General features: G+C 75.4%; 4 protein-coding genes. 2 read left to right on the top strand and 2 right to left on the bottom strand.

Annotated features, from left to right (window positions below; all coding sequences use genetic code 11):
• Positions 1-43: 43 nt before the first annotated feature.
• Positions 44-11,338 (bottom strand): SDR family NAD(P)-dependent oxidoreductase, encoded by an 11,295-nt coding sequence (locus tag ACFVFS_RS13175; RefSeq protein WP_380623347.1) that lies wholly within the window; start codon positions 11,336-11,338, stop codon positions 44-46.
• 231 nt (positions 11,339-11,569) lie between these two features.
• Positions 11,570-12,361: a thioesterase II family protein gene (locus ACFVFS_RS13170; RefSeq protein ID WP_380623345.1), complete on the bottom strand. Its 792-nt coding sequence runs from the start codon at positions 12,359-12,361 to the stop codon at positions 11,570-11,572.
• A gap of 228 nt (positions 12,362-12,589) precedes the next feature.
• On the opposite strand from ACFVFS_RS13170, the gene ACFVFS_RS13165 reads away from it, so the two are divergent.
• Together ACFVFS_RS13165 and ACFVFS_RS13160 are read left to right on the top strand one after the other, a co-directional pair.
• Entirely contained in the window at positions 12,590-13,381 is a 792-nt protein-coding gene (locus ACFVFS_RS13165; protein ID WP_380623344.1) for an ABC transporter ATP-binding protein, read from the top strand.
• 3 nt (positions 13,382-13,384) lie between these two features.
• Complete coding sequence (locus ACFVFS_RS13160; RefSeq protein WP_380623342.1) at positions 13,385-14,749, top strand: FtsX-like permease family protein; 1,365 nt, start codon at positions 13,385-13,387, stop codon at positions 14,747-14,749.
• Positions 14,750-14,803: the final 54 nt, after the last annotated feature.

The following is a 14,803-nucleotide window of genomic DNA, read 5'->3' as shown; positions in this document are numbered from 1 at the left end:
TCCGTTTCGAACGCTAACGACGCGTAGCTGGCCCGACCCACCCCTATTCGGACCGCCCCTGCCCCAGTTCTGCGGCGAGCCATGCGCACACCGCCTCGGCGGTGGACGGCGCGTCGTCCGCGACGATGCTGAAGTGGTCGCCCGGCACCGTCCGCACCTGGTCGGCCAGGCTCCAGTCGGTGCGCCAGGCGTCATCCGTGTCGGGCCCGGTGGCGGCGGCCGGGTCGTCGGACCCGATCGTGAAGCGGCGCTCGGGGCGCAGCAGCACGGTGGAGGCGGCCAGTCCGGCGACCGGGACGGTGGGCAGCAGTTCCATGTAGCGCGCCATCGCGGTCAGCTTGGTGCGGTCGAGGGACTCCTGGTCCGATTCCTGCCGGAGCATCCCGGCGGCCATGTCGACCACGGTCTCGGCCCGGGACCTGGCCGCCTCGGCGGAGCCGGTGCCGTCGCCGGAGGCCGCGCCGCCCACCGGGTAGGTGTCCAGCAGGAGCACGGTCGCCGGTCCCCGGCCGAGAGCCTCCAGCCGGGCCGCGACCGCGTAGGCGAAGACGCCGGCGGAGGAGTAGCCGAGCAGCGCGTAGGGGGTGTCGTCGGCGGCCTCCAGGACGCCTGCGGCGAGGACCTCGACCACGGCGTCCGCCGTCGCAGGGAGCGCCTCGTCCGGCAGGAAGCCCGGCATCGGCAGCACGGAGACCTGGGCCGCCTCGCGCAGCCGGGCCGCGATCCGGGCGTACTGGTAGGCGCCGCCCATGGCCACCGGAGTGGAGAGGCAGAGCAGTCGGGGCAGGCCCGCGCCCTCGCTGAGCCGGACGGCGGCGGGTGCCGCGCCGAGGTCGGCCAGCGAGCCGAAGGAGGCGCGCAGGTTGGCCGCCGAACCGAGCACGGCCAGGCCCTCGCGGGTCTTGCCGGCCTGGACGGCCTCGACGAACAGCCGGCGCAGTCCGTCGGAGGCGGGGTCGGCGGAGCCGGTGGGGGCCTGCGCGGTCCCGCCCGCCGCCCCGTCCGGCCCGGTGCCGCCGGGCGCGTCGGTACCGGCGAGTTCGGACAGCAGGTGCGCGGCCAGCGCCTCGGAGTCCTGGAGGTCGAAGACGACGGTCGCGGGCAGGCGCAGTCCGGTGCTGGTGGCGAGCCGGTTGCGCAGGTCCACGGCGGTGAGCGAGTCGAAGCCCAGCTCCAGGAACGGCCGGTCGGGGTCGACGGACCCGGCGCCGGAGTACCCGAGCAGCTGCGCGACGTTCTCCAGGACCAGTTCGCGGACCGCCTCGGCCCGCCGCGCGGCGGGCATGGCCGCGAGGCGGCGGCGCAGATCGGCCGGGTCCGCCGGGGCCGCGGCGGCGGCCGCCGAGCGCCGGGACGGCGCGGCCAGCGCCCGCAGCAGGTACGGCGTCTCCGTGTTCGGGGACGTCCCCGCCGAGAGCAGCAGCTTGGCCGGCACCAGGAAGGGCTCCGGCCGCACGGCGGCGACGTCGAGCAGGTCCATGCCCTCCTCGGCGGAGAGCGCGCCCATGCCGGCCCGCGCCATCCGGGCCTGCTGCGCGCCCGAGAGCGTCGCCGCCCACAGGCCCCAGGCCAGCGACTGGCCGGGCAGCCCGTGGGCGCGGCGGTGCGCGGCCAGGGCGTCCAGGAAGGAGTTGGCGGCGGCGTAGTTGGCCTGGCCCGGGTTGCCGAACAGCCCGGAGGCCGAGGAGAAGAGCACGAACGCGGTCAGGTCGGCGTCCCGGGTCGCCCGGTGCAGGTTGAGCGCGGCGTCCACCTTCGGGCGCAGCACGGCGGCCAGCCGGTCCCCGGTCAGGGCCGTGACGGCGCCGTCGTCGAGCGCACCGGCGAGGTGCACGACGGCGGTCAGCGGGTGCTCGGCCGGGATGCCCGCGAGCAGCGCGGTCACGGCGTCGGCGTCGGCGAGGTCGCAGGCCGCGGCCTCGACGTGGGCGCCGAGCGCGGCCAGGTCGGCGGCCTCCCGCGGAAGGGCGCCGCCGCGGCTGACCAGCAGCAGGCGGCGCACACCGTGGGTGGTGACGAGGTGGCGGGCCACCAGGGCGCCGATGCTTCCGGTCGCGCCGGTGAGCAGGGTGGTGCCCTCGCCGCCGAAGGCGCTGCCGGCCCCGGCGGTCCCGCCGTCCGCCGCCAGGGCGCGCGGCCGGACCAGCCGGGGGACGGACGCCGCTCCCGCGCGGATGACGGCCTGCGGTTCGCCGGAGGCGACCAGGGCCGCCAGCAGCGCGTGCGAGGCGGGGTCGTCGTCCAGGTCGGCCAGGACGAAGCGGCCGGGGTGCTCGGACTGGGCCGAGCGGACCAGGCCCCAGACGGCGGCGCCGGCCAGGTCGGTGACGTCCTCACCGGGCAGTGCCACGGCGCCGCGGGTCACGAGGACGAGCGGGCCCTGCTCGGGAGCGAGGCCGCTGTCGGCGCCGGCGCCGGTGTCGTCCTGGTCGGCGAGCTCCCGGTGCAGGAGGTCGAGGACCGCCCGGGTCGCCCGGTGGACCGCGTCCGCGTCCGTCCCGGGGACCGGCTGGTCGACGGTCCGCACCGGCCGCGCCTCGCCGTCGGCCGCGAGGGCGGCGGGCAGCCAGTCGACGCCGAACAGCGACTCGTGGCGTCCGGCCGCGGCCGGACGGCCCAGGTCGGTCCCGCCGCGCAGCAGCAGCGACTCGACCGCGGCCACCGGCGCACCCGCCTGGTCGGCCAGCGTGATCGACACCGCGCCGCCGCCGAGCGGGCTCACCCGCACCCGCACCTTGGTCGCGCCGGTCGCGTACAGCTCGACGCCGGACCAGGCGAACGGCAGCCCGCGGGTCACCTCGCCCTCGGACAGCGCGATCGCGTGCAGGGCGGCGTCCAGGACGGCCGGGTGCAGGCCGAAGCCGAGCACCTGCGCGCCGGGGGAGTCGTCCAGGGAGACCTCGGCGTACACGTCCTGGCCCAGCGACCAGGCCGCGCGCAGCCCCCGGAACAGCGGGCCGTAGCCGAGACCGGCCTCGGCCAGGCCGGGGTAGAGCTCGTCGAGGTCCAGGGCCTCGGCGCCGGCCGGCGGCCACTCGGCCAGCGGGGCCGGGCGGGCCCCGGCGTCGGCGGCGAGGGTGCCGGCGGCGTGCCGGGTCCACGGGTCCTGGGCGGTGGCCCGGGAGTGCACGGCCACCGGTCGGCGGCCCGCGCCGTCCGGGGCGCCGACCACGACCTGGAGCTGGACCTGGGCCCGGCCGCGTTCCGCCAGGATCAGCGGCTGCTCCAGGGTCAGGTCCTCCAGCCGGCGGCAGCCGACCTCGTCCCCGGCCCGGACCGCGAGCTCCACGAGGGCCGCACCGGGGAGCATCACGGCCCCGCCGACCCGGTGGTCGGCCAGCCACGGGTGGGTGCCGAGCGAGAGCCGGCCCATCAGGGCGACCCCGTCGGAGTCCGCGAAGCCGACGGCGGCGCCGACCACCGGGTGGGCGACCGGCTCCAGGCCGGTGGCGGCCAGGTCGCCGCCGCCCCGCAGGGCCTTCGGGTCCACGTCGGGCCAGTAGCGGCGGCGCTGGAACGCGTAGGTGGGCAGCGGCACCCGCCGCGCGGTGCGACCGGTGAACAGCAGCGCGCCGTCCAGCCCGAGCCCCTCGGTGTACAGCCGGGCCGCGGCCCGGTGCACGGAGAGCTCCTCGGGCCGGTCCTTGGCGAGCAGCGGGACCATCACCGCGCCGCTGTCGCCCTCGGCCAGGCAGGCCTGGGCGAGGGCGCTGAGCGTGCCGTCGGAGCCGAGCTCGACGAACCGGGTGACCCCGGCCTCCTCCAGGCTGCGGACGGCGTCGAGGAAGCGGACCGTCCGCCGGCAGTTCGCCACCCAGTACTCCGGGGTGCCGAGGTCGCCCGCGTCGGCGATCCGGCCGGTGACGGTGGAGGCCACCGGGACGCGCGCGGCGCCGTAGGACAGGCCGGCCGCGATCTCGCGCAGCTCGTCCAGGATCGGGTCCATCTGCGGCGAGTGCACCGCCTGGTTGATCGTCAGCCGGCGGGTGCGGCGGCCGAGTCCGCTCCAGTGCGCGGCCAGCTCCAGCACCGGCGCCTCGTCCCCGGAGACCACGACCGACCGCGGCCCGTTGACCACGGCGATGCCGACCCGGTCGCCGAGCAGCGCCTCGACCTCCTCGGGCGCGGCCTCGATCGCGACCGCGGCGCCGCCGGTCAGGCCCTCCATCAGCCGGCCGCGGTGCGCGGTCAGCCGGACGGCGTCCGCCAGCCCCAGCACCCCGGCGGCGTGCGCCGCCGCCAGCTCGCCCACCGAGTGCCCGAGGACGAAGTCGGGCTTCTGGCCCCAGGATTCGAGCAGCCGGAAGAGCGCCGTCTCCAGCGCGAAGACCGCGGCCAGGGTGTAGCCGGTCCGGTCGATCAGGGCGGCGTCGGCCGAGCCGGGCTCGGCGAACACCACCTCGCGCAGGTCGCGCTCCAGGTAGGGGCCGAAGGCCTCGGCGACCTCGTCGAAGGCCCGCGCGAACGCGGGCAGCGCGGTGTACAGCCCGCGGCCCATGCCGGCGCGCTGGATGCCCTGGCCGGGGAAGAGGAAGGCCGTCCGGCGGCCCGTGCGCGCCGCGCCCCGGACCACGCCGGGCACCTCGCGGCCCTCGGCCAGCGCGGCCAGGCCGGCCAGCGCCTCCTCCCGGTCCGCGCCGACCACGGCGGCCCGGTACGGCATGGCGGAGCGGGAGGTGGCCAGGCGGTGGCCGACGTCGGCCAGGTCCAGCCCCGGGTGGGCGAGCAGATGGGCGTGCAGCCGCCCGGCCTGGGCCGGCAGGGCCTCGTCGGTGCGCGCCGAGAGCAGCAGCACCGGCGGGGCACCGGCCGGGGCCGCCGGCGCCTCCGCGCCCGGCCCGCCCGGCTCGTCCGCCGGGGCCTGCTCGACGATGACGTGCGCGTTGGTCCCGCTGTACCCGAAGGCCGAGACGCCGGCCCGGCGCGGGTGGCCGTTCCGCTCCCACGGGACGTTCTCGGCCAGCAGTCGGACCTGCCCCGCGGACCAGTCCACGCTGTTGGTGGGCACCTGGGCGTACCGCGAGCGGGGGAGCAGCCCGTGGCGCAGCGCCAGCACCATCTTGATCACCCCGGCCACGCCGGCGGCGGCCTGGCTGTGCCCGATGTTGGACTTGACCGAGCCGAGCCACAGCGGCCGGTCGGCCGGCCGGTCCTGGCCGTAGGTGGCCAGCAGGGCGCCGAGCTCGATGGGGTCGCCGAGGGTGGTGCCGGTGCCGTGGCCCTCGACCGCGTCCACGTCGGCGGGCCGCAGGCCGGCCACGGCCAGCGCCCGGCGGATCATCCGCTCCTGGGCCACGCCGTTCGGTGCGGTCAGGCCGTTGGAGGTGCCGTCCTGGTTGACGGCGGTGGAGCGGACCACGGCGAGCACCTCGTGGCCGCGGCGCCGGGCCTCGGAGAGGCGTTCGAGGACCAGCACGCCCACGCCCTCGGACCAGCCGACGCCGTCGGCCTCGTCCGAGTAGGCCTTGCACCGGCCGTCGGGCGAGGAGCCGCCCTGGATGTCGGACAGCGCGAAGGCCTCGGGGGAGGCCAGCAGGGTGACGCCGCCGGCCAGCGCGAGCGAGCAGTCGCCGTTGCGCAGCGCCTGGGCGGCCATGTGCAGGGCCACCAGGGAGGAGGAGCAGGCGGTGTCGATCGAGACCGCGGGCCCCTCCAGGCCGAGCAGGTACGAGACCCGGCCGGAGACCACGCTGCCGAGCGTCCCGGTGCCCCGGTGGAAGAGGTTGTCGGGCAGCAGCCCGGCGGGGCCGGCGTCGTAGTCGCTCTGCATCGCCCCGGCGAAGACGCCGGTCGGGCTGCCCTTGAGGGCGACCGGGTCCAGTCCCGCGCTCTCCAGCGCCTCCCAGCACACCTCCAGGAACTTGCGCTGCTGGGGGTCCATCATCAGCGCCTCGTTCGGGCTGATCCCGAAGAAGGGCGCGTCGAAGTCGGTGGCGTCGCGCAGGAAGCCGCCCTCCGGCTGCTTGCCGGTCGCGGCCACCAGCTCGTTCCAGTAGTCCATGTCCCAGGCGCGGTCGGCCGGGAAGGCGGAGACCGCGTCCTCGCCGGCGGTCACCAGGCGCCACAGGTCCTCGGGCGACTCGACCCCGCCCGGGTAGCGGCAGGCCATGCCGACGATCGCGATCGGATCGCTCTCCGCGCCGCCCGGCAGCGGCTGCTCCGGCTCGTCGGTGAGCGCGCCGAAGATCTCGCCGTGCAGGTGCCCGGCCAGCTCGCGGGCGGTCGGGTGGTCGAAGACCACGGTCACCCGGAGCCGGACGCCGGAGGCGGCGGCCAGCCGGTTGCGCACCTCGACCGAGGTCAGCGAGTCGAAGCCGAGGTCCTTGAACACCCGGTCGGCGTCGACCAGTTCGGGACCGGCGTAGCCGAGCACCGCCGCGACGTGCACCCGCACCAGCTCGGTGAGGGCGGTGAGCTGCTCGGCGCGGGGCAGCCCGGCGAGGCGGGCGCGCAGCGGCTCGGCGCCGGCCTGCCGGTCCGCGGCCGGTCGCCGGACGGCGGGCACCAGGCCGCGCAGCAGGTCGGGGAAGGCGTCGGGGTCCGCGCGCAGGGCGGCGAGGTCCAGCCGGATCGGGACCAGCACGGCCTCGTCCAGGCCCGCGGCGGTGTCGAACAGGTCCAGCCCCTCCTCGGCGGAGAGCGCGTCGGCGGCGCCCTTGCCGGTGCCGCCCATGCTCTCGGCCAGGGCCCACTGGCCCCAGGCGAGCGACTGGCCGGGCAGCCCCTGGGCGCGGCGGTGCGCGGCCAGGGCGTCGAGGAAGCTGTTGGCGGCCGCGTAGTTGGCCTGCCCGGGGGCGCCGAGCACACCGGCCGCCGAGGAGAACAGCACGAACGCGGCCGGTTCGTGGGACGCGGTCAGCTCGTGCAGGTGCCAGGCCGCGTCGGCCTTGGCGGCCAGCACGGCGTCGAAGCGCTCCGGGGTCTGCGAGGCGAAGGTCCCGTCGCGCAGCACGCCGGCCGTGTGCACCACGGCCGCGATGTCCCGCTCGGCGAGCAGGGCCCGCACGGCCTCGCGGTCGGCGAGGTCGCAGGCGGCGACCTCCGCCTCCGCGCCCAGCTCGGCCAGCTCGGCGACGAGCTGGGCCGCGCCCTGGGCGTCGGCGCCGCTGCGGCTGACCAGCAGCAGCCGGCGGATGCCGTGCCGCTCGACCAGGTGCCGGGCCAGCAGGCTGCCGAGCGCGCCGGTGCCGCCGGAGATCAGCACGCTTCCGTGGTGCGCCGCCGCGACGGCCCAGGTCTGCCGCTCGCCCTCGGCGGCGGGCACCGCCCGCACCAGCCGCGGGACCCACAGGTCCGTGCCGCGCACGGCGCTCTCGGCCAGGCCCGCCGCCACGATCCCCGGCAGCAGCCCGGACACGTCCCGCCCGTCCTCGGCGTCCACCAGGAACAGCCGGCCCGGGTACTCCGCCTGGGCGGAGCGGATCATGCCGTGCACCGCGGCGCCGGCCAGGTCGGCCGGGTCCTCGCCGGGCAGCGCCACCGCGCCGCGGGTCACCAGCACCAGCTGGGAGGAGTCGAACCGGTCCTGCGCGAGCCAGGACTGCACGGAGGCCAGCACCCGGTGCACCGCCGTCCGGGCCGCGTCCGCGTCCGGGCCGCCGTCGACCGGCAGCACGAGGATCGGGGGCACCCGGTCCGCCGTCCCGGCCCCGTCCAGCGGCGCCACCTCCGCCGCGGCGCTCTCCGGCCGCGCCGGGATGCCGCGCCGGGTCCAGTCGGCCCGGTACAGCAGGTCGCCGCCGCGCCGGGACGGGCCGTCGGCGTCCGCCGCGGAGAGGGTCCGCAGCGTCAGCGATCCGACCGAGGCGACGGGCAGCCCGGCCGCGTCCGCGATCTGCAGGGCGACGGTCTCGGCGCCGTCGGCGGACGCACCGGCGGCGCGGGTGATCCGCACCCGGACCGTGGGCGCGCCCGCGGCGAACAGCTCCACGTCGGACCAGGTGTACGGCAGGGCCGCGCCGCCCTCGGCCGCGTCCGGGCCGTCCGCCCCGAGCAGGCCGATCGCGTGCAGCACCGAGTCGAACACCGCCGGGTGCAGACCGAAGTCGGGCGCGTGGTGCCGGACCTGCTCCGGCAGGGCCGCCTCGGCGAACACCTCGTCGCCGCGGCGCCAGGCGGCGCGCAGCCCCTGGAACACCGGGCCGTAGGCCAGACCGCCCGCGGCGGCCAGGTCCTCGTACATCCCGTCCAGGTCGACGGCCTGCGCCTGCTGCGGCGGCCAGGCGGTGAGGTCGAACGCCGACCCGCCGTCCGTCGAGGCCAGCAGCCCCTCCGCGTGCTGCGTCCAGGGCTCCTCGACGTCCGGCCCGTCGGGCTGCGAGAAGACGGCCACCGGCCGGGCGCCGTCGGCGTCCGGGTTGCCGATGCTCACCTGGATCCGGACGCCGCCCTGTTCGGGCAGCACCAGCGGCGCCTGGAGGGTCAGTTCCCGCACCGCGGTGCAGCCGACCCGGTCGCCGGCCCGCAGCGCCAGCTCGACGAAGGCCGTGCCGGGCAGCAGCGTCCGGCCGCCGACCCGGTGGTCGGCCAGCCACGGGTGGGTGGCGGTGGAGAGACGGCCGGAGAGCACGAGCCCCTCGGAGTCGGCGAGCACGGTGGCCGCGCCGAGCAGGGGGTGGCCGACGGCCTCCAGACCGAGCGAGGACGGGTCGCCGTCCGAGGAGTTGGACTCCAGCCAGAAGCGCTGGCGCTGGAAGGCGTAGGTGGGCAGGTCGGTGCTGCCGGTGCCCGGGTAGAAGCCGGTCCAGTCCACGGGCGTGCCGTCGGCGTGCAGCGCGGCCAGCACCGAGACGACCGACTGCTCCTCCGGCCGGCCCCGGCGCAGCGACGCCACGGTCCGGACGGCCTCGGGCTCCTCCAGGCACTGTCCGGCCATGGCGGTGAGGACGGCGTCGGGGCCGAGTTCGACGAGGCGGGTGGCGCCGCCGGTGGTGGTGAGGGTGGTGAGGGCGTCGGCGAAGCGGACGCTTTCGCGGACCTGGCGGACCCAGTACTCGGGGTCGCTCAACTCGCCTTCGGCGGCGGTCTTTCCGGTGAGGGTGGAGACGAGGGGGAGGTTGGGCTCGTGGTAGGTGAGGGTGGCGGCGACGGCGCGGAACTCCTGGAGCATCGGCTCCATGAGGGCGGAGTGGAAGGCGTGCGAGACGGTCAGGGCCTTGGTGCGCTCGAAGCCTGCGGCGACCTTGGCCACGGCCTCCGACTCGCCTGAGATCACCACGGCGCGGGGGCCGTTGACGGCGGCGATGTCGACGCCGGGCAGGAGGGCGGCGCGGACCTCGTCCTCGGTGGCGACGATGGCGGTCATCGCGCCGCCGGTGGGCAGGGCCTGCATCAGCCGGGCCCGGGCCGCGACGAGGGTGCAGGCGTCCTCCAGGGACCAGACGCCGGCCGCGTGGGCGGCGGCGAGTTCGCCGATCGAGTGCCCGGCCACGGAGTCGGGGGTGACGCCCCAGGAGGCGAACAGGCGCAGCAGGGCGATCTCGACGGCGAACAGGGCGCACTGCGCGTAGCCGGTCCGATCGAGCAGGTTCTCGCCGGTCCCGGACCACATGACGTCCTTGAGCGGGCGCTCAAGTCCCTTGTCCAGCAGGGCGCAGACCTCGTCCAGGGCGGTGGCGAACACCGGGAAGGCGCGGTACAGCTCCTCGCCCATGCCCGTGCGCTGCGAGCCCTGGCCGGTGAACAGGAACGCCGTCCGGCCGGCCGTATGCGTCCCGTGGACGACGCCGGGGGCGTCGGTGCCCCGTGCCAGCGCGCTCAGGCCCGCCAGCAGCTCCTCCCGGCCCGTACCGATCACGACCGCACGCTGCTCGAAGTGCGTACGCGCCATCGCCAACGACCGCCCGACCAGGGCCAGTTCGGCATCCGAGGCCGCCTCGACCCGCTCCAGCAGCAGCCCCGCCTGCGCCCGCAACGCCTCCGCGCCACGCCCCGACACCGGCCACGCCGCGACACCCGAAGGAGCCGGTGCCTCGTCGCCGCCGGTCGCGGCGTCCTCGCACTGCTCCAGGATCACGTGCGCGTTGGTGCCGCTGAGCCCGAACGCCGAGACCGCGGCCCGCCGCGGCCGGCCGGTCTCCGGCCACGGCAGGCGCTCCGTCAGCAGCCGGACGTTCCCGGCGGTCCAGTCCACGTGCCGGGTCGGCTCGTCCACGTGCAGGGTCTGCGGCAGCACGCCGTGCCGCAGCGCCATCACCATCTTGATGACGCCGGCCACCCCGGCCGCGGCCTGGGTGTGGCTGAGGTTGGACTTCACCGAGCCGAGCCACAGCGGGCGGTCCTCCGGGCGGTCCTGCCCGTAGGTCGCCAGCAGCGCCTGCGCCTCGATCGGGTCGCCGAGGGTGGTGGCGGTGCCGTGCGCCTCCAGCGCGTCCACCTGGTCCGCCGAGAGCCGGGCGTTGGCCAGGGCCGCCCGGATCACCCGCTGCTGGGCGGGGCCGTTCGGGGCGGTCATGCCGTTGGAGGCGCCGTCCTGGTTCACCGCGGTGCCGCGCACCACCGCCCACACCGGGTGGCCGTTGCGCCGGGCGTCGGAGAGCCGCTCCAGCAGCAGCACGCCCGCGCCCTCGGACCACCCCATGCCGTCCGCCGACTGCGCGAAGGAGTGGCAGCGGCCGTCGGAGGCCATGCCGCGCCCGGTGCTGAACTCCGCGAACATCCGGGGCGTGGACATGATGCTGACGCCGCCGGCCAGGGCGAGCGAGCACTCGCCCTGCCGCAGCGACTGCGCGGCCATGTGCAGGGTGACCAGGGAGGACGAGCAGGCCGTGTCGACGGTCACCGCCGGGCCCTCCAGGCCGAAGTGGTAGGACACCCGGCCCGAGACCACCCCGGAGGAGCCGTAGCTGCCCGGATAGTCGTGGTACATCACGCCGTTGAACACGCCGACCTGGCTGCCCTTGACCGACTGCGGCGGGATGCCGGCCCGTTCGAACGCCTCCCAGGTGGTTTCCAGCAGCAGCCGCTGCTGAGGGTCGATCAGCAGCGCGTCGCGCGGCGAGATGCCGAAGAACCCGGCGTCGAAGTCGGGGGAGTCGTGCAGGAAGCCGCCCTCGGTGACATAGCTCGTGCCGGGCCGCTCGCCCGTCGGGTCGAAGAACCGGTCCAGGTCCCAGCCGCGGTCGGTCGGGAACGGGCCGACCGCGTCGGCCCCGTCGGCCACCAGCCGCCACAGCTGCTCGGGCGTGGCCACGTCGCCGGGGAAGCGGCAGGCCATGCCGATGATCGCGATCGGTTCCCGCGGGCCGTCGGCCAGCTTGCGGTTCTGCTCGCGCAGACGCTCGGTCTCCTTGAGCGAGACCCGGAGGGCGTGGAGCAGCTTGTCTTCGGGCTTTTCCATGTCGCCCTCACCCTTCAATCAAGTATCGGCGAACCTGGTGCACGTGCCTCACACTAGGAGCGCCGAAAGGCGTCCCCCTACCCCTAGCCGACCCCGGGCCGGGCCCCTGAGAACCCGGTCGCGCGGTGCCCGGCGAAGGCGTCGCCGGGCACCGGCGCACGGTCCCGCCTGCGATGATCCGGCGCCCCTACGGACCGGGGCCGCCGACCCCTGGCTCCCCCCGGCGCGGTCTCAGGGGTGCCGCGGTGCGGCCGCCCAGGCGCTCATCCGGTCCCGGACCGACGCCAGCACGGCCGGCGCCTGCTCGGAGAGGTAGAAGTGTCCGCCGGGGAACTCCTCGACCCGGCACTCGGCCGTGGTGTGCCGCTCCCAGGCGAGGTTCTCCTCGGGGCTGGTCATCTCGTCGCTGTCGCCGGTGAGCACCTGGATGGGGCAGTCGAGCACCGGGCCGCCGTCGGCGCGGTAGGTCTCCACCGCCTTGTAGTCCCCGCGCACCGCCGTCAGGACCATGCCGAGCAGGTCCTCGTCGTCGAGCACCTCGTCGCCGGTGCCGCTCAGCTCCCGGAGGGCGCTGATGATGCCCTGGTCGTCGCGCCGGTGCACGGCCTCGTCCCGTACGGTGGACGGGGCGCGCCGGCCGGAGGCGAACAGCCCGAGCGGCGCGATGCCCTCGGCCTGCAGCCGCCGGGCCACCTCGTAGCCGACCAGGGCGCCCATGCTGTGGCCGAACAGGGCCAGCGGCCGGTCGCACCACGGGCGCAGTTCGGCGGTGATCAGATCGGCGAGGGCGCGCACGTCCTCGATCACCGGCTCGCTGCGGCGGTCCTGGCGGCCGGGGTACTGCACGGACAGGACGTCGATCCCGGGAGCCAGCGCCCTGGCGACGGGGAAGTAGTAGGTCGCGGCCCCGCCGGCGTGCGGCAGGCACACGAGCCGGACGGCGGCGTCCTCGGCGGGCTGGAAGCGTCGGATCCAGGCACCCAGGTCGCGGGCCCTGTTCTGGGTCGGTGCGTTGGTCGTCATAATGCCTCGAATCTGGCACCCTCACCTGGGCCCTTCAACCCCTATCGGGTGAGCCCGCACCAGGGGTGGTTGACCACCGTCCGCCGGTATCGGCGCAGTTGGGGCGGGTCCCGGAGAGGAGTGGGGTGTTAGCCCTACCATCGGCGGGGAGTTTCCACCCCTGACTCCCGGCGGTGCGCGCGCGATGCTCATAAGCGTCAGGAATTGCGCCCGACGAGATGAGGAATGATGAACCGAGTAGGCGCCCTGGGCCGTCCGGTCGTGGGGGACGTACTCCGACTGACTGCGGTCAGCAAGGTCTACGACAGGACCGGCGTCCCGGTCAGCGCGCTCAACAATGTGAACCTGTCCATCGCCGCGGGTACGTTCACCGCGATCATGGGGCCCTCGGGGTCCGGCAAGAGCACCCTGCTGCACTGCGCCTCGGGGCTGGACCGGCCGAGCAGCGGCGAGGTGAGCATCGCCGGTCAGCCGATGGCCTTCGGCAACGAGACGGACCTGACCAGGTTCCGCCGCGGCCGGATCGGCTTCGTCTTCCAGCAGTTCAACCTGCTGCCCTCGCTGACGGTCCGTCAGAACATCACGCTGCCGCTCCGGCTGGAGGGCAAGCGGGTGGACCGGCAGCGGATGGCCGCCGTGGTGGACCGGGTGGACCTGACCCACCGGCTGGACCACCACCCCGCCCAGCTGTCCGGTGGTGAGCAGCAGCGCGTGGCGATCGCCCGGGCCCTGGTCACCAACCCGCAGATCATCTTCGCGGACGAGCCGACCGGCGCGCTCGACACCCACCGGGCCGGCGAGGTGCTCGACCTCTTCGACCAGGCGGTCCGCGAGTTCGGCCAGACGGTGATCATGGTCACCCACGACCCGATCGCCGCCTCGCACGCCGACCTGGTGCTGTTCCTGGTCGACGGCCGGATCGTCGACGAGATGGCCCGGCCGACCCCGGCGGCCGTCGCCGAGGAGATGGCCCGCCTGGGTGAGGAAGTCGCCCGCCGTCACGCCCGATCGGAGTCCTGATCCATGTTCCGCATCGCCCTGAGCTCGCTGCGACTGCGCAAGGGCAGCTTCGCCGCGACCTTCCTCAACGTGTTCCTCGGCGCGGCCATCCTGATGGCCTTCTCCTCGCTGTTCGACACCGGCGTCGCCGACGGTGTCTCGGCGCAGGACAAGAAGACCCTCACCACGATGTGCTACGTGGTCAACGGTTGGGGTGTGCTGATCGTGGCCTTCGGGATCGCGGCCACCCTCAACCTCACGGTGCGCCAGCGGAGCAACGAGATCGCCCTGCTCAAGTCCGCGGGCGCGGTCCCGTCCCAGATCACCCGGATGATCATGGTCGAGACCGCGGTCGTCACCCTGCTGGCCGCCGTGGCCGCGCTCCCGGTCGGCTACTTCGCCGGCAAGGCCGTGGTCAACATGCTGGTGTCCACCAAGCAGGTGACCCGCGGCATCGACTACCACTTCGGCGTGATGGCGCTGGGCAACGGGCTCGGCATCACCTTCCTGGCGGCCGCGATCGCCGCGTACGTCACCGGCCGCCGGGCCGCCACGATCAGCACCCGTGAGGCGCTGGTCAGCAGCGTGTCGGGCTCCGCGAAGATGACCAAGAAGCGGATCGCCTTCGGCATCGTCTTCCTGCTGCTCGGCATCGACGCCGGTGTGCTGGTCTCGACCGTGCTCAAGGACCGCGGCTACATCACCATGTCCATCGCCGGCGAGGCGTGCATCCACATCTCGATCGGTCTGGCCCTGCTCTCCCCGTGGCTGCTGCGGGTGGCCAGCACGCTGGTCGGGAGCCTGGCCCGCGGCTTCGGCGGCACTCCGGGCTACCTGGCCCAGGCCAACATCCGGGAGCGTGCCAACCGGATGGCGGGCGTGCTGATGCCGATCATCCTGTTCGTCGGGATGGCGGCCGGCTCGCTCTACATGCAGGTCCTGCAGAACGACGCGGTCGACGCCGGCCGGCTGGTGCGCTCCCAGGACGACAAGAACGTGGAGACCCTCAACTTCGTGATCGTCTCCACGATCGCGGTCTTCGCGGCGATCGTGCTGATCAACCTCGCGGTCACCGCGACGGTCTACCGGCGGCGCGAGTTCGGCCAGCAGCGGCTGGTCGGCTCCACCCCCGGGCAGGTCGTGCGCACGGTGGGCTTCGAGAGCGCGATCATCGTGGTCACCGGGCTGATCGCGGGCACGATCGCGGCGCTGGCCTCGATCATCCCGTTCAGCATCGCCACGGCGGACAAGGCCGTCCCGGACATCGGCCCGGGCATCTACCTCATCGTGGTGGCCGTCGTCATCGTGCTGACCTTCGCGGCCAACCTGGGCGCCACCCGCCGGACGCTGCGCGAGCACCCGCTCGACGCCCTCGCGGCGGCGGCCTGAGGCCAGGGTGGTGCGCACGGGAGAAGTCCCCGGGAGGTGTTCGACCTCCCGGGG

Origin of the sequence: Kitasatospora sp. NPDC057692 (assembly GCF_042799475.1) — a bacterium.
In the GTDB taxonomy this organism is placed as follows: Bacteria; Actinomycetota; Actinomycetes; order Streptomycetales; family Streptomycetaceae; genus Kitasatospora.
This window is presented reverse-complemented; position numbering and strand designations above follow the sequence as displayed.